This window comes from Pseudomonas sp. 1 (assembly GCF_056626735.1).
In genome coordinates this window covers 1-17,273 of sequence record NZ_JBWXMQ010000002.1, presented here as the reverse complement: position 1 = coordinate 17,273, position 17,273 = coordinate 1, and the positions used below count along the sequence as shown (strand labels likewise).

Sequence of the window (17,273 nt, the reverse complement as noted above, 5' to 3'; positions counted from 1 at the left end):
TCGCTCCCACATTGGATCGGTGTCGAGATTCAGTAACCGACCGTAAACCGCTGACGCGAATGCTTCGGCGTTTCCACTTCGTCGAGCAGCGCAATCGCGTAGTCGGCAAAGGTGATCGAGCTCTGGCCTTCAGCACTCACCAGCAAGTCATCCTTGCCGACACGGAACTTGCCGGTGCGCTCGCCTTCGACAAACAGCGCCGACGGCGACAGGAACGTCCAGTCCAGCTCCTGCTCCTGACGCAGCGCATCGAGAAACGCTGCACCGGCGCTGGCCTCGGCCTTGTACTCGGCGGGGAAACCGGCGCTGTCGATCACACGAGTACCGTCCGGCAGCAACAGCGAACCGGCACCGCCGACCACCAGCAGACGTTTCACCCCCGCCTGTTTCACCGGACCGATCAGCGCACTGGCCGGCACCGTGGCGAAATGTGCGGCGCTGATCACCACATCGTGACCGACGACGGCGTCCTGCAGCGCGGCGGAGTCCAGCACGTCGACATTCTTGCTGACCACACCGGCACGGGCGCCGATTTTCGAGGTATCCCGAGCGATGGCGGTGACGCTGTGGCCGCGACGCAGGGCTTCTTCCAGCAGTTGGCTGCCGGCACGGCCGGTGGCACCAATGATTGCGATCTTGCTCATGACATTCTCCAGTTGGCTTGAGAGTGCTGCGTTTTTCAGAATCGGGTTACCACTTCATTTCGCCCTTGGCGACTTTGGCGCTCAGCTCCAGTGAGCTTTCTTCGCCCAGTTTCGGGTAGCGTTTTTTCATCGCGGCGATCAGTGCGGCAGAGTCCTTGGCCTTGGCAGTTTCTTCGTCGAACGCCTTGATGTAGTCGGCAGTGAATTTCACGGCCGCCAGTGAACGGGCGCTGTCACCCAGGTAATGACCCGGCACCACGGTTTTCGGTTTCAGGGTTTCGATCGAGTGTAGGGTTTCCAGCCAGTCGGCGTGGGATTGCGCGGTCTGGGTGTCGGCCATCCACACGTGGATGTTCTCGGCGACAACCACACCACCGACCACGGCTTTCAGTGAAGGAATCCACACGAAGCTGCGATCCGGCTGCTTGCCTTCCAGGCCAACCACCTGCAGCTTTTGCCCTTCAAGCATCAGGCTGTCGCCCTTGAGCACGCCCGGCACGATGGTTTTGGCCGGCACGTCGGCGCCCATTTTCGGGCCCCAGAAGGCGAGTTTGCCGTCGACGGTTTGCTTGATGTGATCAACGGTCGGTTGCGAGGCCAAGACCTTTGCCTGCGGGAAGGCTTTGGTCAGGGTGTCGAGACCGAAGTAGTAATCCGGGTCACCGTGGCTGATGTAGATGGTGGTCAATTGCTTGCCGCTGGCGCGGATCTTTTCCACCACTTGCTCGGCCTGGGATTTGCCGAACTGGGCGTCCACCAGAATCGCGTCTTTCTCGCCGCTGACCAGCACCGAAGTCATCGGGAAGATCGCCTTGGTGCCCGGGTTATAGACGTCGAGGGTCAGGTTCGCGGCCGCTGCGTGGGCAGCAAAACCGAGGGTGGCGGTGGCCAGTAAAACGCGCTTGAGAGTGGTGAAGCCGATCATGAGTTGCTCCGCTGTTCGAATGCCGTGCTTGGCGATGGGGGCAGAGCTTAGTTGCCAGACTCGTTACAAAAAATGCGATGCTTGAACATAGTTTGTTTCTGAAAGCGGGCAAATCATGGATCGTCTCCAAGCAATGCGGGTGTTTGTCACGGTGGTGGATCTGGGCAGCCAGTCGGCGGCGGCCGATCACCTGGACCTGTCGAGGCCGGTGGTGTCGCGGTATCTGGCGGAACTGGAAGACTGGGTCGGCGCGCGCCTGATGCACCGCACCACCCGCAAGTTGAGCCTGACCGCCGCCGGCAACGAAATCCTGCCGCGCTGCCGGCAGATGCTGGAGCTGTCCGGTGACATGCAGGCCGCGGTCAGCGAACCTGCCGATGCGCCACGGGGTATGTTGCGGATCAGCGTCAGCACCTCGTTCGGCCAGGCGCAGCTGGCCGATGCCATGGCGGCGTTCGTCAAAGCGTATCCGGGGGTGAACATCGATCTGCAGATGCTCGATCGCACGGTAAACCTGGTGGACGAACGCATCGACCTGGCAATTCGCACCAGCAATGACCTCGATCCGAATCTGATCGCCCGGCGCCTGACGGTGTGCCGCTCGGTGGTCTGCGCCGCGCCCGCCTATCTGCAAGAACATCCGCAGCCACAACGCGTAGAAGATCTGAGCCGCCACAACTGCCTGACCCATTCCTATTTCGGCAAGAGCCTGTGGCATTTCGAGGAGGATGGCGAACCGGTTTCGGTACCGGTGCAGGGCAACATCAGCGCCAACGAGGCCAGCACCCTGCTGCGCGCGACCCTGGCCGGCGCCGGGGTGGCGATGCTGCCGACCTATCAGGCCGGGGTGCATGTACACAGCGGCGAACTGGTTCGCCTGCTGCCCCACGCCGAGCCGCGACAGATGAACATCTATGCCGTGTATGCCTCGCGCAAGCACATGCCGGCAGCGCTGCGTTGCATGCTGGATTTTCTGGTGCAGCGTTTTCCCGAAAACCCGCAATGGGATGAAGGGCTGTAAAGACGTTCGCAGCCGCTGGCAACTCCACGGCGCTGACCTATGCTGAAAGCAGTACCCAAGGGTATTCGTTCAGAGGTCACCGCCATGAACACCAGAACAAGAAGATACTTCGCGATTTTCATCACCTGCGCGGCCACGCTGGCGCTGTACGGCACCGCAGCATGGCGCGTGGAGCAGTTGCGGCAACTGCCCCGTGAATACGCGAGCTGCAACTTCGAGCGCTGCATTCCTCACAACGCCACCCTCAACGCCCTGCGCTGATACTGGACGTCTGTGGGAGTGAGCTTGCTCACGAAGGCGGCGTGTCAGGTGGCAAAACTGCCGGCTGATCCACCCTCTTCGCGAGCAAGCTCGCTCCCACCTATTCACTCTCTTGTTGTTCGGATTTGAGTCGGTCGCGGAACGCCTTTGGCGAGATCCCCACCCGGCGCCGGAACAGGCGCGTGAAGTTGGTCGGATCGGAAAACCCCAACACCTCGGACATCTCGTAAATGGTCATGCTGGTGTAAGTCAGCAGGCGCTTGGCTTCCAGTAACTGACGCTCGTGCATGATCTGCAACGCCGGCTGCCCCGCCAGTTCGCGGCAGGTGCCGTTGAGATGCGAGACGGAAATCCCCAGACGGTGGGCCAGGTCCTCGACCTTGACGTGCTGCCTGTACGTCTCCTCCACCAATTGAATAAAGCCATTGAGATATTCACGCTGGCGCTGCGGGCGTTGCGTGGCGTTGTGACGGCGGATCGCCTGACGGCTGACCCAGACCATGATCACGCTGACCAGCGAATGCATGAGCATTTCCCGCGCCGGTTGATGGCCGTTGTACTCGGCCTGCAATGCGGCAAACAGACTGTTGAGGTACTCCGCGTCCTTGCCCGACGGATAGCTTTCGGCCTGGGCCAGGGCCTGCACCGCGCTGCCCAGTTGTGCCTGCAAATGGTTGATCAACGGTGTGGCGAGGGTGACGACAAATCCTTCGACGTCCTCGGAAAAACGAAATCCATGCACCGATAACGGCGGCAGGATCTGGATCGCGGCTTCCTTCAGTTGCGTGCGTTGGCCTTCGATTTCAAGCTCTGCCTGACCTTTGAATACGAAGAGCAACTGGCACAAATCGGCATGACGGTGGGGTTTGATTTCCCATTGGTGTTCGCGGCTGCGTTTGGAAATGGTTTCACAGTGCAGCAAGTCAGGGGTCGGCCAGTCCAGGCTTTCACCGTAGAGCTTGAACACCGGAATCGAAGGCAGGTCAGGCTTGTTCATCACTTCAATCCAGGCCTCGAGGTTTGCGGGCGATAATCGCACCGATTGGCAGAATGTACAGGTATCGGCTCAGTTTTCACCTTCAATTGACAGACCCGCAAGGGAAAAATGCAAGCACTCGAATCCTGAAAATCATTCACCGGCCGTTGTCGCGTGAAGCTTGCGAGTCATAAAAACAATGAAAACGCTGAAAACCCAAGTCGCCATCATCGGCGCCGGTCCGTCCGGATTATTGCTCGGCCAACTGCTGCACAACGCCGGCATCGACACCCTGATTCTGGAGCGTCAGACACCTGACTATGTACTCGGCCGAATCCGCGCCGGTGTGCTTGAACAAGGCATGGTAGAGCTATTGCGCGAGGCTGGCGTGGGTCAGCGGATGGACGCCGAAGGGCTGGTGCATGGCGGGTTCGAACTGGCCCTGGACGGGCGTCGGGTACACATCGATCTGCAGGCGTTGACCGGTGGAAAAACCGTGATGGTCTACGGCCAGACCGAGGTCACCCGTGACCTGATGGCCGCTCGTCGGGAGACCGGCGGACAAACCATCTACGAAGCCAGCCATGTCGTTCCCTGTGACATGAAAAGCGACGAGGCCTACGTCACCTTCGAAAAGGACGGCGAAACCTGGCGCGTCGATTGCGACTACATCGCCGGTTGCGACGGGTTCCACGGTGTGGCCCGGCAGTCGATTCCCGAGGACTGCCTGAAAGTCTTCGAGCGGGTTTATCCGTTCGGCTGGCTGGGCATTCTCGCCGATACGCCACCGATTCACGACGAACTGGTCTACGCCCGCCACGAGCGCGGCTTCGCCCTGTGCAGCATGCGTTCGGCGACCCGCACCCGCTATTACCTGCAAGTGCCGGCCGAGGAAAAGGTCGACGACTGGTCGGATCAACGCTTCTGGGATGAACTGCGCAAGCGTCTGCCGGAGGACCTGGCGCAACAACTGGTGACCGGTCCGTCGATTGAAAAAAGCATCGCGCCGCTGCGCAGTTTTGTGGTCGAGCCGATGCAATACGGGCGGATGTTTCTGGTAGGGGACGCGGCGCACATCGTTCCGCCGACCGGCGCCAAGGGTCTGAATCTGGCGGCCAGCGATGTCAGCACGCTGTTCAGGATTTTGCTGAAGGTCTATCGCGAAGGTCGCACCGGACTTTTGGAGAAGTATTCAGAGATCTGCCTGCGCCGGGTGTGGAAGGCCGAGCGATTTTCCTGGTGGATGACCTCCATGCTGCACCGTTTCGACGAGCACGACGATTTCAGTCAGCGCATCAGCGCGTCTGAACTGGATTACTTTGTCAGCTCGGAAGCGGGGCAAAAAACCATTGCAGAAAATTACGTCGGGCTTCCGTATGAGGCTATCGAATAGCCTGCTATCGACTTACACTGGCGAGCACTGATCCGCTCGCCACGGCGGATATCATCTCTGCCCACAGGTTTGCCCGTGACCACTCTCAACCACCCCGAAACGCCCAAAACGGCCATTCGCAGCGTGCTGGTCGCGCTGATGCTGGCGATCTTTCTCGGCGCGCTGGACCAGACCATCGTCGCCGTTTCCATGCCGGCCATCTCCGCACAGTTCAAGGATGTCAGCCTGCTGGCCTGGGTGATTTCCGGGTACATGGTGGCAATGACCGTAGCGGTGCCGATTTACGGCAAGCTCGGCGATTTGTACGGGCGGCGCAAACTGATGCTGTTCGGCATGGGCCTGTTCACCCTCGCCTCGCTGTTTTGCGGCATGGCCCAGAGCATGGAGCAACTGGTACTGGCGCGGATTTTCCAGGGCATCGGCGCCGGCGGGATGATTTCGGTGAGCCAGGCGATCATCGGCGACATCGTGCCGCCACGGGAGCGCGGCCGTTATCAGGGTTATTTCAGCAGCATGTACGCGGTGGCCAGCGTCGCCGGCCCGGTGCTCGGCGGCTACATGACCGAGTACCTGTCCTGGCGCTGGGTGTTCCTGATCAACCTGCCGCTGGGCCTTGGCGCGTATTGGGTGGCGCGACGCAATCTGATCGGCCTGCCGATTCCGCAGCGCAAGCCCATCATCGATTACCTCGGCACACTGCTGATGATCATCGGCCTGACCGCGCTGTTACTGGCGATCACTGAGGTCGGCCAGGGCCACGCGTGGCGCAGCAGTGAAGTGCTCGGTCTGTTCGCGTGCGCGGTGGCAGTGCTGGCGGTGTTCGTCTGGCATGAGCGGCGCGCCCGGGAGCCGTTGTTGCCGATGCATCTGTTCACCAACCGCAGCGCGCTGCTGTGCTGGTGCACGATTTTCTTTTGCAGCTTCCAGGCGATTTCGCTGATTGTGCTGATGCCGCTGCGCTTCCAGAGCGTGACGGGCGCGGGAGCTGACAGCGCTGCGTTGCACTTGCTGCCGCTGGCGATGGGTTTGCCGATCGGCGCGTATTTCGCCGGCCGTCGTACCTCGATCACCGGGCGCTACAAACCGCAGATTCTCACCGGCGCGCTGCTGATGCCGATCTCGATCCTTGGCATGGCCTTCAGCCCGCCTGATGCGACACTGATCAGCAGCCTGTTCATGCTGCTCAGCGGTATCGCCGGTGGCATGCAGTTCCCGACCTCGCTGGTCGGCACGCAGAACTCGGTCGAGCAAAAGGACATCGGCGTCGCCACCAGCACCACCAACCTGTTCCGCTCCCTGGGCGGCGCGGTGGGTGTGGCGTTGATGTCGGCGCTGTTGCTGGCGTTGTTGCAGGACTCCAGTTTCGCCCATCTGGCCGGCAGTTCGTTGATGAGCGAAGGGCATTCCGGCAACGTGCTGCTCGATGGCCTGAACGCGGCGCCCGGCGATGCGCAGAACGCCTTGCGCGCCGAGCTGCTGGTGACATTCCGGCATCTGCTGATGGTCAGCGCGGCGGTGTCGCTGCTCGGGCTGGCGGCGGCGATCGCGATGCCGAACCGGTTGTTGCGCGGGCGTGAACACGGCGTCCGCTGACTAACGAACACCGCCGCTCCCACAGGGATGTGCACTCAAGCGCTGTAATAACCGACCGCCACCAGCATGTTCCCGACCTTCTTCAGGTAGGCATGTTTGTTCTCGACCTTGCCGGTTACCGGGTTTTTCCAGCGGTACTCGTACTCACCCTCATCCTGTTTGCCAATCAGTGCCAGAATCGGTTCGCCCACCGGTTTGCCTTCCGGGTCATCGACCTTGGCGAAATCGGTGTTGATCAGGCGCAGGTTGGTGCCGTGGGCGACGTAGCGGTGGGTGTCGAGATTGACGACGAACACATACAGGTCGTCCTGCAAGTAACCGCCCTTGAGCGAGTTGATCGCGGACAACGTGCCCTTCTCGTCTTTGGTCAGGTCGGTGGCCGCTTTGTCGAGCAATGCTTTCGCCTGTTCAGCCGACGCGCGCGGCAAGTAATAACCCACTGCCAGAATCCGCTGACCGATGCGTTGATAGTAAACGTGCTTGCGCTCGACCTTGCCGTCGGACCAGTTCTGCCAGCGGTACTCGGCCTGCTGGATGCCGCTGCCCTCCGGCACTTTCAGGGCGTCCCTGAAGGACTTTTGCAAGTCCGGCCCGAGGACTTCGCTGACGTCACGGCCGATCAATGCCGACGACGGCCCGCCGCTGGCGAGCATCACGCCCTTGGTGTCGACCACGAACACGTAACGGTCCTTGTCGACGAATTCGCCCTGACGGCTGAACGCCGCGAACGCCTTGTCGCCGTTGTCGTGGTAATAGGCCAGAGCCTTTTCCAGCAAGGCGATGGCGGCCTTGCTGTCGTCTTTTTCCGTGGTGGCCGCGTTGGCCTGACCGAAACTCAACAGCAGCACCGCGCCGAGCCAGGCCAGCTTGTGCACAAACCCCATGACGCATCCCTCGTTCTTGTTGGTGTTTCAAGAGCGTAGACGGCCTGAAGGCATGTATGGATATTCAGAAAGCTTCTGAATGTTGCTGCGGCGAGGGTGTTCGCGCCCTCGCCATGCGACAAGCTTACGGACGGGCGTTGATTTGCTGTTGCAGATTCTGGATCTGCGCTTGCAGGGTGTTGATGTTGCGGGTCATCTGCCCACGGAATGCGTCGAACTCGGCGGTGTTGGTGCCGCCCTGCGCAGCGGCCGGACGATTGTCCTGCTCGCTCTTGAGAATGACGATTTCCTGCTCCAGACGCTCGATGGCGGCGTTAGAACCGCCCTGTTTTTTCAGGGCCGTGATGTCGGCACCGAGGCTCTTGAACTGCGCGTCGAAGCCTTTCACCTGTGCATCGAAGCTCTTGAGCTGGGCATCGACCTTGCTGGTGTCGGCCGGCGTGCTTTTCAGCGTCGCCAGCTCGGCGCTCAGGGCTTTGACCTGGGCCTGCAACTGGGTGTTGGCGTTCTGTTGTTCGGTGGTCTGGGCGGTCATCTGCGCCAGGCGCTTGTCCAGATCCGTCGCCTGCCCGGCCACGCCCTGCTGCTGTTTGCTTTGATCCTGAAGCGCACTTTGCAGCTGCTTGATCTGCAGCTTCAGGGCTTCGCTGTCGGTGGTGACGTTGGTCTGGCTGGCTACGACCTTGCCGGAAATGTCCTGCAAGCGCCCCGCCGCTTCCTCACTGATGCGCGCAAAACTTTCCTGGGTCGCCACCAGTTGCTGCTCCATCAGCGAAATCTGCTGGAAGCTCCACCAGGCCAGACCAATGAACGCGAAGAACAATGCGCCGACCAGTGCCCACAACGGCCCGGTGCTGGCAGCCTTGACCTTGACCACCGGCGGCGTGCGCGAATGCACGGAGGTGCGGGCGGTGGCCGGAAAATCGTCGTCATCGAGGGTATCGGCGCGCAGGCTCGGTACATCGTCGAAATCGTCGTGGGCATCGTTACGCATGGACATTGAGGCAACCTTTGTGAAACGCGGTGATGGCAGATTGGGGCGAAGTATAAACCCCGCGGCCGCTGGGGTTGACCCTCAAGCCGTGGCGCGGTTCAGTGCCGGCCGGCAGATTCGTGTCAACGAATGTCCTGGGCCTTCCACCAGCCACAGAACTCATCGAGGGCCGTCCACAGACTGACTTTCGGATCGTAGTCCAGATAATGCCGGGCGCGACTGATGTCGAGGGTGAAATTTTTGTTCATCACCTGCATGCCCAGGCGCGACAGGGTCGGCTCGGGACGCCCCGGCCAGAGCTTGCACACACCTTCGTTGAGCGCCGCCACGCTGTAGGCCAGGCCGTAGGAACGGTATTTGGTGACCTGTGGGACTTCCATCTTGCGCATCACGTAATTGACCACATCCCACAGCGGCACCGGAGCGCCGTTGCTGATGTTGTAGGCCTTGCCCAGCGCTGAGGCGTCGGCCAGCAGGCTGCTGAGCAACGCTTCGTTGAGGTTGTGCACGCTGGTGAAATCGACCTTGTTCAGACCGTTGCCGATGATCGCCAGACGGCCCTTGCGCTGCATGTTCAGCAAGCGCGGGAAGATGCTCATGTCGCCGGCGCCGGTGACGAAACGCGGGCGCAAGGCGAGGGTTTCGAGGCCGAATTCCTGGGCGCCGAAGACCCTTTGCTCGGCCAGGAATTTGGTCGCTGCGTAGTGATGCTTGAAGCGCTTGGGCACTTGCTCTTCGGTCAGGCCGAGATGGTCGCGACCGTCAAAGTAGATTGATGGCGACGACAGATGCACCAGCCGCCGAACCCGTTGTTTCAGGCAGGCCTCGACCACGTTTTCGGTGACCTGCACGTTGCCCTGATGGAAGTCCTGATACCGGCCCCACAAGCCGACCGCGCCGGCGCAATGCACCACGGCTTCGACATCACTGCATAGCGCACGCACCAGATCCGGGTCGCTCAAATCGCCTTGAACGAACTCGGCACCGCGACGCACCAGATGCTCGACACCCTCGGCCCGGCGACCGTTGACCCGCACGTCCAGGCCCTGCTCCAGGGCGAAACGCGCAAAGCGTCCGCCAATGAAGCCGCTTGCGCCGGTGACCAGAATTTTCATGTAAAGCTCCGCTGTCTTTCGTTTGCCTGATTCGTGAGTCTTGACGCTGGCCGTCAGTCCAACGGCACCAGCCATTGCGCCGACGAGCGCACCAATTGCTCGGTCAACAGGCCGAGCAACTGACCGCCATTGCGCCAATGATGCCAGTACAAGGGCACGTCGATCGGTTTATCTGGCAACAGTTCGCGCAGCACGCCGCGCTCCAGTTGTTCGCGCACCTGTAATTCCGGCACCAGTCCCCAGCCGAGTCCGGCTTCGGTCAGGCGAATGAAGCCTTCGGACGACGGACACAGGTGATGTTCGAAACCGCCATCGACGCCGAGGGAAGCCAGATAACGATGCTGCAGAAAATCGTCCGGGCCGAACACCAGCGCCGGGGTGCGCGGCAATTGCTCGGCCCGCACGCCGTCGGGAAAGTGCCGTTCAATGAACGCCGGACTGGCCAGTGCCCGATAACGCATCGCGCCAAGTAACACGCTACGCGCGCCTGCAACCGGCCGCTCGCTGGCGCACAGGCAACCGGCCACTTCACCGGCGCGCATGCGTTTGAGGCCGACAGTCTGGTCTTCGACGATCAGGTCCAGCAATAGATGTTGTTCGGCGCAGAAATCGCCCACCGCCTCGGCCCACCAGGTGGCGAGGCTGTCGGCATTCAGGGCGATGCGCAGGCGCTCCGGCAGGCCTTCTTCGTCCAGCGCCGGCACCAGCGTCTGCAAATCCCGTTCGAGCAGGCGCACCTGCTGCACATGGTTGAGCAGGCGCCGGCCAATTTCGGTCGGCGAAGGCGGCGTGCCGCGCACCAAAACCGGCTGGCCGACCCGCGCCTCCAGCAGTTTGATCCGCTGGGAAATCGCCGATTGCGAAAGGCCCAGCACCTGCGCCGCCCGTTCGAATCCGGCCTGCTCGACCACGGCGGCCAGAGCGGAAAGCAATTTGTAGTCGAACATCAGTTTTCCTAATGAGCGATCAGCACTATTGGTTTTTCTTATACAGCGTCAACCGGGAGAATAGCCAGCAAGCACTCTTTATCAAGGACCACCTCCATGGCTGGCGAAACCTCGTTGACCACCCTGCTGCGCAGCATGAGCCCGCAGCTCAATGCTGGCGATTACGTGTTCTGTACCTTGCGCGACGGGCATTTGCCGAGCGGCCTGGAAATCGTCGGCAGTTTCCGTGAACAGGAAGGCCTGACGGTGATTCTCGAACGCTCCCACGCCGAGCGCGCCGGATTCAGCTTTGACTATGTCGCGGCGTGGATCACGTTGAACGTGCATTCGGCGCTGGAAGCCGTCGGCCTGACCGCCGCGTTCGCCACCGCACTGGGCAGGGCCGGCATCAGTTGCAACGTGATTGCCGGCTACTACCACGATCATTTGTTCGTCGGTCAAGCCGACGCCGAACGCGCCATGCAAGTGCTGCGCGATCTCGCAGCCAACGCGGAGTAACGATCATGTGGCAAAGCTATACCAACGGTTTGCTGGTGGCGTTCGGGCTGATCATGGCGATCGGCACGCAGAATGCCTTTGTCTTGGCGCAGAGCCTGCGGCGTGAGCATCACCTGCCGGTCGCCGCGCTGTGCGTCGCCTGTGATGCGTTGCTGGTGGCGGCAGGTGTTTTCGGTCTGGCCACCGTGCTGGCGCAGAATCCGACCCTATTGGCGGTCGCCCGCTGGGGCGGCGCGGTGTTTCTGATCTGGTACGGCAGCCAGGCGTTGCGCCGGGCTTGCTCGAAGCAAAGTCTGCAACAGGGAGAAAACCAGACCGTTCGTTCGCTGCGCGCGGTGATGCTCAGCGCACTGGCAGTGACGCTGCTCAACCCGCACGTCTATCTGGACACCGTTCTGCTGATCGGTTCTCTCGGCGCACAACAGTCGGTGCCTGGCGCTTATGTCGTCGGTGCGGCGAGTGCTTCGCTGTTGTGGTTCTTCACCCTGGCGTTCGGCGCGGCATGGCTTGCACCGTGGCTGGCACGGCCGAGTACGTGGCGGATTCTCGATCTGTTGGTCGCGGTAATGATGTTCACGGTGGCAGGGCAATTGATATTGGCTTCATGATTTATTCCAAACAGCTCTGGAACCTCTATCCCACACAGTTGTTGCGTGGTTAAGCCGCACCCCCGGTGCTATGATCCGAACCCTGCGCCGCAAAGAGTAAAAACTCGCCGGTGCATTTCTGGCCGCCCGTGATCGGCCTTGCGCTCACCGCAACAGACCTGATTAGGAGAATCATCATGGCTTTCGAATTGCCGCCGCTGCCTTACGCACACGATGCCCTGCAGCCGCACATTTCCAAGGAAACCCTGGAATTCCACCACGACAAGCACCACAACACCTACGTCGTGAACCTGAACAACCTGGTGCCAGGCACCGAGTTCGAAGGCAAGACCCTGGAAGAAATCGTCAAGACTTCCTCGGGCGGCATCTTCAACAACGCCGCTCAGGTCTGGAACCACACCTTCTACTGGAACTGCCTGGCGCCAAACGCCGGCGGTCAACCAACCGGCGCACTGGCTGAAGCCATCAACGCGGCTTTCGGTTCGTTCGACAAGTTCAAGGAAGAGTTCAGCAAAACCTCGATCGGCACCTTCGGTTCCGGCTGGGGCTGGCTGGTGAAAAAGGCTGACGGTTCCCTGGCCCTGGCCAGCACCATCGGCGCCGGCAACCCGCTGACCAGCGGCGACACCCCGCTGCTGACCTGCGACGTGTGGGAACACGCTTACTACATCGACTACCGTAACCTGCGTCCAAAATACGTCGAGGCGTTCTGGAACCTGGTCAACTGGAAGTTCGTGGCCGAGCAGTTCGAAGGCAAGACCTTCACCGCTTAAGCTGCACGCCAGACAAAAACCCGGCCATTGCCGGGTTTTTTCTGCCCGCAGAAATCCTCGTGGGTGCGCCGCATAACAAACAGAGCCTTTTCCCACACGCAAAGCAGCCCTTCTCGCCTTGCTCACAAGCCACCGCGAACTAACATCAAAGAGGAAAAATTGTCCGACGCCCCTCAAGTTGGAGGCCAGAACTACCGACACAGTACAAATAGGGCAAATACTCCAGACAGCAGCATTTCGGCCAAGGCCACGGACAAATTTTCCGCGGCTCGATTGTCCCTTTGACTGCCAACACGGGATTGCCAATACTCATGGCAACTTGACGCTACCCGCACGGAACAAGGAATAACCCTTTGAAGCTGGAACTCAAGAACAGCTTGTCGGTGAAGTTGCTCCGGGTCGTGCTCCTGTCGGCATTGATCGTCGGCGTGGTCTTGAGCTGCGCGCAGATCGTTTTCGATGCGTATAAAACACGCCAGGCTGTCGCCAATGATGCCGAACGCATCCTCGACATGTTCCGCGATCCCTCCACCCAGGCGGTCTACAGCCTGGACCGGGAGATGGGCATGCAGGTGATCGAAGGCCTGTTCCAGGACGACGCCGTGCGCCAGGCCTCCATCGGCCATCCCAACGAAGCGATGCTCGCGCAGAAATCCCGCGAACTGCAGCATTCCAACAGTCGCTGGCTGACCGACCTGATCCTTGGTCAGGAACGCACGTTCACCACCCAACTGGTGGGACGCGGCCCCTACAGCGAATATTACGGCGACCTGAGCATCACCCTCGACACGGCCACCTACGGTCAGGGTTTCATCGTCAGCTCGGTGATCATCTTCATATCCGGCGTGTTGCGCGCTTTGGCCATGGGGCTGGTGCTGTATCTGGTCTATCACTGGCTGCTGACCAAACCGCTGTCGCGGATCATCGAACACCTCACCGAGATCAACCCCGACCGCCCCAGCGAACACAAGATTCCGCAGCTCAAGGGCCACGAAAAAAACGAACTGGGGATCTGGATCAATACCGCCAACCAGTTGCTCGAATCCATCGAACGCAATACCCACCTGCGCCACGAGGCGGAAAACAGCCTGCTGCGCATGGCCCAGTACGACTTTCTCACCGGTCTGCCGAACCGCCAGCAATTGCAGCAGCAACTGGACAAGATTCTGGTGGACGCCGGCAAGCTGCAACGGCGGGTCGCCGTCCTTTGCGTAGGTCTGGACGATTTCAAAAGCATCAACGAACAATTCAGCTATCAGACCGGCGACCAGTTGCTGCTGGCACTCGCCGACCGCCTGCGCGCCCACAGCGGTCGCCTCGGCGCCCTCGCCCGTCTCGGCGGCGATCAGTTCGCTCTGGTGCAGGCCGATATCGAACAGCCTTACGAAGCGGCGGAACTGGCGCAAAGCATTCTTGATGACCTGGAAGCACCGTTCGCCCTCGATCATCAAGAAATTCGCCTGCGCGCGACCATCGGCATCACCCTGTTCCCGGAGGATGGCGACAGCACCGAAAAGCTGTTGCAGAAAGCCGAGCAGACCATGACCCTGGCCAAGACCCGCTCGCGCAACCGCTATCAGTTCTATATCGCCAGCGTCGACAGCGAAATGCGCCGACGTCGCGAGCTGGAAAAAGACCTGCGTGATGCGCTGTTGCGCGACCAGTTCTACCTCGTCTACCAGCCACAGATCAGCTACCGCGATCATCGTGTGGTCGGCGTCGAAGCCCTGATCCGCTGGCAGCATCCGGAACATGGTCTGGTGCCGCCGGACCTGTTCATCCCGCTGGCGGAACAGAACGGCACCATCATCGCCATCGGCGAATGGGTGCTGGATCAGGCCTGCAAGCAACTGCGCGACTGGCACGATCAGGGCTTCGTCGACCTGCGCATGGCGGTCAACCTGTCCACCGTGCAGTTGCACCACGCCGAGCTGCCACGGGTGGTCAACAACCTGTTGCAGATGTACCGCCTGCCACCGCGCAGCCTGGAGCTGGAAGTCACCGAAACCGGCCTGATGGAAGACATCAGTACCGCCGCCCAGCACCTGCTGAGCCTGCGCCGCTCCGGCGCCCTGATTGCCATCGACGACTTCGGCACCGGCTATTCGTCGCTGAGTTATCTCAAGAGTCTGCCGCTGGACAAGATCAAGATCGACAAGAGCTTCGTCCAGGATCTGCTGGATGACGACGATGACGCGACCATCGTTCGCGCCATCATTCAACTGGGCAAGAGCCTGGGCATGCAGGTGATCGCCGAGGGCGTGGAAACCGCCGAACAGGAAACCTACATCATCTCCGAAGGCTGCCACGAAGGTCAGGGCTACCACTACAGCAAGCCGCTGCCGGCGCGCGAGCTGAGCGTTTATCTCAAGCAGGCCCAGCGCAGCAACGCGGCCATCCTCTGAAATCTTCCTGCAAAGCCCGGCAAAACCCTCGATCCGCCGGGCGTCGTCTCCGCTGTTGATCCAGCGCAAGCCTCGCGCAAATAGGAAATATTTCCAGCTACAACCCTTTACACATAATGCGAAAGATTTGCATTATGTCGCAGCTTTTTGCGCAGCCCCGCGCCTGTCCACTCAATTACCGAAGCAGGATGTTCGCCATGATTCGTATGCCTCTGGCTACCGCCAGTCTGCTGGCCATCGCTATTTCCCTCGCCGGTTGCGGCGAAGGTAAAGACAAAGAAAAGGCCGCCGCTCCTGCGCCGACTCCAGCTGCGAGCACTGCCGCACCGGCTGCGCCTGCTGCTGCCGGCAAAGTCGACGAGGCCGCCGGCAAAGCCGTTGTCTCGCACTATGCCGACATGGTCTTCGCCGTTTACAGCGATGCCGAATCCACCGCGAAAACCCTGCAAACCGCCATCGACGCGTTCCTTGCCAAGCCGAACGCCGACACCCTGAAAGCCGCCAAGGCTGCCTGGGTAGCCGCCCGCGTTCCTTATCTGCAGAGCGAAGTGTTCCGCTTCGGCAATACCATAATCGACGACTGGGAAGGTCAGGTGAATGCCTGGCCGCTGGACGAAGGCCTGATCGACTACGTCGACAAATCCTATGAGCACGCACTGGGCAACCCGGGTGCCACTGCCAACATCATCGCCAACACCGAAGTTCAGGTTGGCGAAGACAAGGTCGACGTCAAGGACATCACCCCGGAAAAACTCGCCAGCCTGAACGAGCTGGGCGGTTCCGAAGCCAACGTCGCCACCGGCTACCACGCCATCGAATTCCTGCTCTGGGGCCAGGACCTGAACGGCACCGGCCCTGGCGCCGGCAACCGTCCTGCGTCGGACTACCTGGAAGGCGCCGGCGCTACCGGCGGCCATAACGACCGTCGTCGTGCCTACCTGAAAGCCGTTACCCAGCTGCTGGTCAGCGACCTGGAAGAAATGGTCGGCAACTGGAAACCGAACGTGGCCGACAACTACCGCGCCACCCTGGAAGCCGAACCGGCTGAAAGCGGTCTGCGCAAAATGCTGTTCGGCATGGGCAGCCTGTCCCTGGGCGAGCTGGCCGGCGAGCGCATGAAGGTGTCCCTGGAAGCGAACTCCCCGGAAGACGAACAGGATTGCTTCAGCGACAACACCCACAACTCGCACTTCTACGATGCCAAGGGCATTCGTAACGTTTACCTGGGCGAGTACACCCGCGTCGACGGCACCAAAATGACCGGCGCCAGCCTGTCGTCGCTGGTGGCCAAGGTTGACCCGGCTGCCGACACCGCCCTGAAAAACGATCTGGCCGCTACCGAAGCCAAGATCCAGGTCATGGTCGATCACGCCAACAAGGGTGAGCACTACGACCAGTTGATCGCGGCCAGCAACACCGCCGGCAACCAGATCGTCCGCGACGCCATCGCTTCGCTGGTCAAGCAGACCGGTTCAATCGAGGCCGCAGCCGGCAAGCTGGGCATCAGCGACCTGAACCCGGACAACGCCGATCACGAGTTCTGATTGACACTGTCTGACTGAACAAGGCGACCTTCGGGTCGCCTTTTTTGTTTGCTGTGTTCAAGGAGCATTGTTGAGCAGGCCATCGCGCATAAGCGACCCTTCCTACTTCGTTTGAAGAAGCTGCCTACATATCCCACAAAGCGCTCTTGATAGCGTGCCCGCCAATTTTCGCGAGCACGAACCACGGACGGTTTGGACATCGCGCACTTTTCCTCTTTGCTTAAGGATAAGCGTATGTTCCGGTCGGCCAATGCGGCACATTTCGCGTTTCGGATTCCAGCGATCCGCCACGACTTCAAGGTAGTGGCTTTCAGCGGCACCGAAACGATCAGCCCCCTCTACAGCATTCACATTGAGCTGGTCACCTCAGTGCCCTGCCCCCTGCCTGAGCACAAGACCAAAACCGTGCCGCACAGCCACAGTTCGCCGCACACCACCGACGACTTGGTCAGCATCAGCGGCAACAGCACCACGACGAGCGGCACGCGGGTCGTCCAGGCTGTGAACTTTCCCGATTGCCCGACGCACGGCGCCTACCGGCAGTCGCTGACTGACAAGGACCTCACCCTATGAGCGCCGAAAAATTGGCCATGGTCGACCAGGCCGCGCAGGCCGAACGGGCCGCCAAAGCCCAGCCGCATGTGGATATCAACAGCACGGTGCATCCGTGTCCCGCCAGTCAGCCTGATCTG

The 17,273-nt window shown here is 60.8% G+C and carries 17 protein-coding genes; 10 read left to right on the top strand and 7 right to left on the bottom strand.

Annotated elements, in window-relative coordinates; genetic code table 11:
- Positions 1–29: 29 nt before the first annotated feature.
- Both AC1MDC_RS03165 and AC1MDC_RS03160 read right to left on the bottom strand, forming a co-directional pair.
- Positions 30–644: an NAD(P)-dependent oxidoreductase gene (locus tag AC1MDC_RS03165; RefSeq protein ID WP_085701688.1), complete on the bottom strand. Its 615-nt coding sequence runs from the start codon at positions 642–644 to the stop codon at positions 30–32.
- A 46-nt stretch (positions 645–690) separates the two neighbouring features.
- Entirely contained in the window at positions 691–1,569 is an 879-nt protein-coding gene (locus tag AC1MDC_RS03160; RefSeq protein WP_480392496.1) for an MBL fold metallo-hydrolase, read from the bottom strand.
- A gap of 115 nt (positions 1,570–1,684) precedes the next feature.
- Here AC1MDC_RS03160 and AC1MDC_RS03155 point away from each other — a divergent pair, with 115 nt between their 5' ends.
- Together AC1MDC_RS03155 and AC1MDC_RS03150 are read left to right on the top strand one after the other, a co-directional pair.
- Complete coding sequence (locus AC1MDC_RS03155; protein ID WP_218191818.1) at positions 1,685–2,590, top strand: LysR family transcriptional regulator; 906 nt, start codon at positions 1,685–1,687, stop codon at positions 2,588–2,590.
- A gap of 84 nt (positions 2,591–2,674) precedes the next feature.
- The gene (locus AC1MDC_RS03150; RefSeq protein ID WP_166225760.1) at positions 2,675–2,851 is read left to right on the top strand and encodes a hypothetical protein; all 177 of its coding nucleotides are present in this window, start codon (positions 2,675–2,677) and stop codon (positions 2,849–2,851) included.
- A gap of 100 nt (positions 2,852–2,951) precedes the next feature.
- Here AC1MDC_RS03150 and AC1MDC_RS03145 read toward each other — a convergent pair whose 3' ends face one another.
- Entirely contained in the window at positions 2,952–3,848 is an 897-nt protein-coding gene (locus tag AC1MDC_RS03145; RefSeq protein WP_480392495.1) for a helix-turn-helix domain-containing protein, read from the bottom strand.
- Positions 3,849–4,035: 187 nt separating this feature from the next.
- Between AC1MDC_RS03145 and pobA the strand changes: the two genes are divergently transcribed.
- Together pobA and AC1MDC_RS03135 are read left to right on the top strand one after the other, a co-directional pair.
- Positions 4,036–5,220, top strand: a complete 1,185-nt coding sequence (gene pobA, locus AC1MDC_RS03140) for a 4-hydroxybenzoate 3-monooxygenase (RefSeq protein ID WP_371918952.1) — start codon at positions 4,036–4,038, stop codon at positions 5,218–5,220.
- A gap of 75 nt (positions 5,221–5,295) precedes the next feature.
- Entirely contained in the window at positions 5,296–6,813 is a 1,518-nt protein-coding gene (locus tag AC1MDC_RS03135) for an MDR family MFS transporter (RefSeq protein ID WP_480392494.1), read from the top strand.
- A 35-nt stretch (positions 6,814–6,848) separates the two neighbouring features.
- Here AC1MDC_RS03135 and AC1MDC_RS03130 read toward each other — a convergent pair whose 3' ends face one another.
- The 4 genes from AC1MDC_RS03130 to AC1MDC_RS03115 all read right to left on the bottom strand — a co-directional run bounded on the left by AC1MDC_RS03130 (position 6,849) and on the right by AC1MDC_RS03115 (position 10,753).
- The gene (locus AC1MDC_RS03130; RefSeq protein ID WP_480392493.1) at positions 6,849–7,697 is read right to left on the bottom strand and encodes a cache domain-containing protein; all 849 of its coding nucleotides are present in this window, start codon (positions 7,695–7,697) and stop codon (positions 6,849–6,851) included.
- Positions 7,698–7,821: 124 nt separating this feature from the next.
- Positions 7,822–8,697, bottom strand: a complete 876-nt coding sequence (locus tag AC1MDC_RS03125; RefSeq protein WP_480392492.1) for an ATPase — start codon at positions 8,695–8,697, stop codon at positions 7,822–7,824.
- A gap of 116 nt (positions 8,698–8,813) precedes the next feature.
- On the bottom strand, positions 8,814–9,806 hold the full coding sequence (locus AC1MDC_RS03120) for an NAD-dependent epimerase/dehydratase family protein (RefSeq protein WP_480392491.1): 993 nt from the start codon (positions 9,804–9,806) through the stop codon (positions 8,814–8,816).
- Positions 9,807–9,859: 53 nt separating this feature from the next.
- Positions 9,860–10,753 (bottom strand): LysR family transcriptional regulator ArgP, encoded by an 894-nt coding sequence (locus AC1MDC_RS03115; protein ID WP_085606712.1) that lies wholly within the window; start codon positions 10,751–10,753, stop codon positions 9,860–9,862.
- A 96-nt stretch (positions 10,754–10,849) separates the two neighbouring features.
- Between AC1MDC_RS03115 and AC1MDC_RS03110 the strand changes: the two genes are divergently transcribed.
- The 6 genes from AC1MDC_RS03110 (at position 10,850) to AC1MDC_RS03085 (ending at position 17,154) form a co-directional block, all read left to right on the top strand.
- The gene (locus AC1MDC_RS03110) at positions 10,850–11,251 is read left to right on the top strand and encodes an ACT domain-containing protein (RefSeq protein ID WP_480392490.1); all 402 of its coding nucleotides are present in this window, start codon (positions 10,850–10,852) and stop codon (positions 11,249–11,251) included.
- A 5-nt stretch (positions 11,252–11,256) separates the two neighbouring features.
- Positions 11,257–11,859, top strand: coding sequence for a LysE/ArgO family amino acid transporter (locus AC1MDC_RS03105; protein WP_011335710.1), 603 nt, complete (start codon positions 11,257–11,259; stop codon positions 11,857–11,859).
- 176 nt (positions 11,860–12,035) lie between these two features.
- Positions 12,036–12,632, top strand: a complete 597-nt coding sequence (locus AC1MDC_RS03100; protein WP_003227660.1) for a superoxide dismutase — start codon at positions 12,036–12,038, stop codon at positions 12,630–12,632.
- A gap of 353 nt (positions 12,633–12,985) precedes the next feature.
- Positions 12,986–15,037, top strand: coding sequence for a putative bifunctional diguanylate cyclase/phosphodiesterase (locus AC1MDC_RS03095; protein ID WP_085699625.1), 2,052 nt, complete (start codon positions 12,986–12,988; stop codon positions 15,035–15,037).
- A gap of 197 nt (positions 15,038–15,234) precedes the next feature.
- Positions 15,235–16,581: an imelysin family protein gene (locus AC1MDC_RS03090; RefSeq protein ID WP_480392489.1), complete on the top strand. Its 1,347-nt coding sequence runs from the start codon at positions 15,235–15,237 to the stop codon at positions 16,579–16,581.
- A gap of 234 nt (positions 16,582–16,815) precedes the next feature.
- A complete protein-coding gene (locus AC1MDC_RS03085; RefSeq protein WP_227233387.1) occupies positions 16,816–17,154 on the top strand; it encodes a hypothetical protein in 339 nt (112 codons plus the stop codon).
- Positions 17,155–17,273: the final 119 nt, after the last annotated feature.

Excerpts from the sequence above, each read along its gene's own strand:
- AC1MDC_RS03115 (WP_085606712.1), bottom strand. The coding sequence starts at position 10,753 with ATGTTCGACTACAAATTGCTTTCCGCTCTGGCCGCCGTGGTCGAGCAG.
- AC1MDC_RS03145 (WP_480392495.1), bottom strand. The coding sequence starts at position 3,848 with ATGAACAAGCCTGACCTGCCTTCGATTCCGGTGTTCAAGCTCTACGGT.
- AC1MDC_RS03120 (WP_480392491.1), bottom strand. The coding sequence starts at position 9,806 with ATGAAAATTCTGGTCACCGGCGCAAGCGGCTTCATTGGCGGACGCTTT.
- AC1MDC_RS03165 (WP_085701688.1), bottom strand. The coding sequence starts at position 644 with ATGAGCAAGATCGCAATCATTGGTGCCACCGGCCGTGCCGGCAGCCAA.
- AC1MDC_RS03155 (WP_218191818.1), top strand. The coding sequence starts at position 1,685 with ATGGATCGTCTCCAAGCAATGCGGGTGTTTGTCACGGTGGTGGATCTG.
- AC1MDC_RS03160 (WP_480392496.1), bottom strand. The coding sequence starts at position 1,569 with ATGATCGGCTTCACCACTCTCAAGCGCGTTTTACTGGCCACCGCCACC.
- AC1MDC_RS03105 (WP_011335710.1), top strand. The coding sequence starts at position 11,257 with ATGTGGCAAAGCTATACCAACGGTTTGCTGGTGGCGTTCGGGCTGATC.
- AC1MDC_RS03085 (WP_227233387.1), top strand. The coding sequence starts at position 16,816 with ATGTTCCGGTCGGCCAATGCGGCACATTTCGCGTTTCGGATTCCAGCG.
- AC1MDC_RS03125 (WP_480392492.1), bottom strand. The coding sequence starts at position 8,697 with ATGTCCATGCGTAACGATGCCCACGACGATTTCGACGATGTACCGAGC.
- AC1MDC_RS03090 (WP_480392489.1), top strand. The coding sequence starts at position 15,235 with ATGATTCGTATGCCTCTGGCTACCGCCAGTCTGCTGGCCATCGCTATT.
- AC1MDC_RS03100 (WP_003227660.1), top strand. The coding sequence starts at position 12,036 with ATGGCTTTCGAATTGCCGCCGCTGCCTTACGCACACGATGCCCTGCAG.
- AC1MDC_RS03110 (WP_480392490.1), top strand. The coding sequence starts at position 10,850 with ATGGCTGGCGAAACCTCGTTGACCACCCTGCTGCGCAGCATGAGCCCG.
- AC1MDC_RS03150 (WP_166225760.1), top strand. The coding sequence starts at position 2,675 with ATGAACACCAGAACAAGAAGATACTTCGCGATTTTCATCACCTGCGCG.
- AC1MDC_RS03130 (WP_480392493.1), bottom strand. The coding sequence starts at position 7,697 with ATGGGGTTTGTGCACAAGCTGGCCTGGCTCGGCGCGGTGCTGCTGTTG.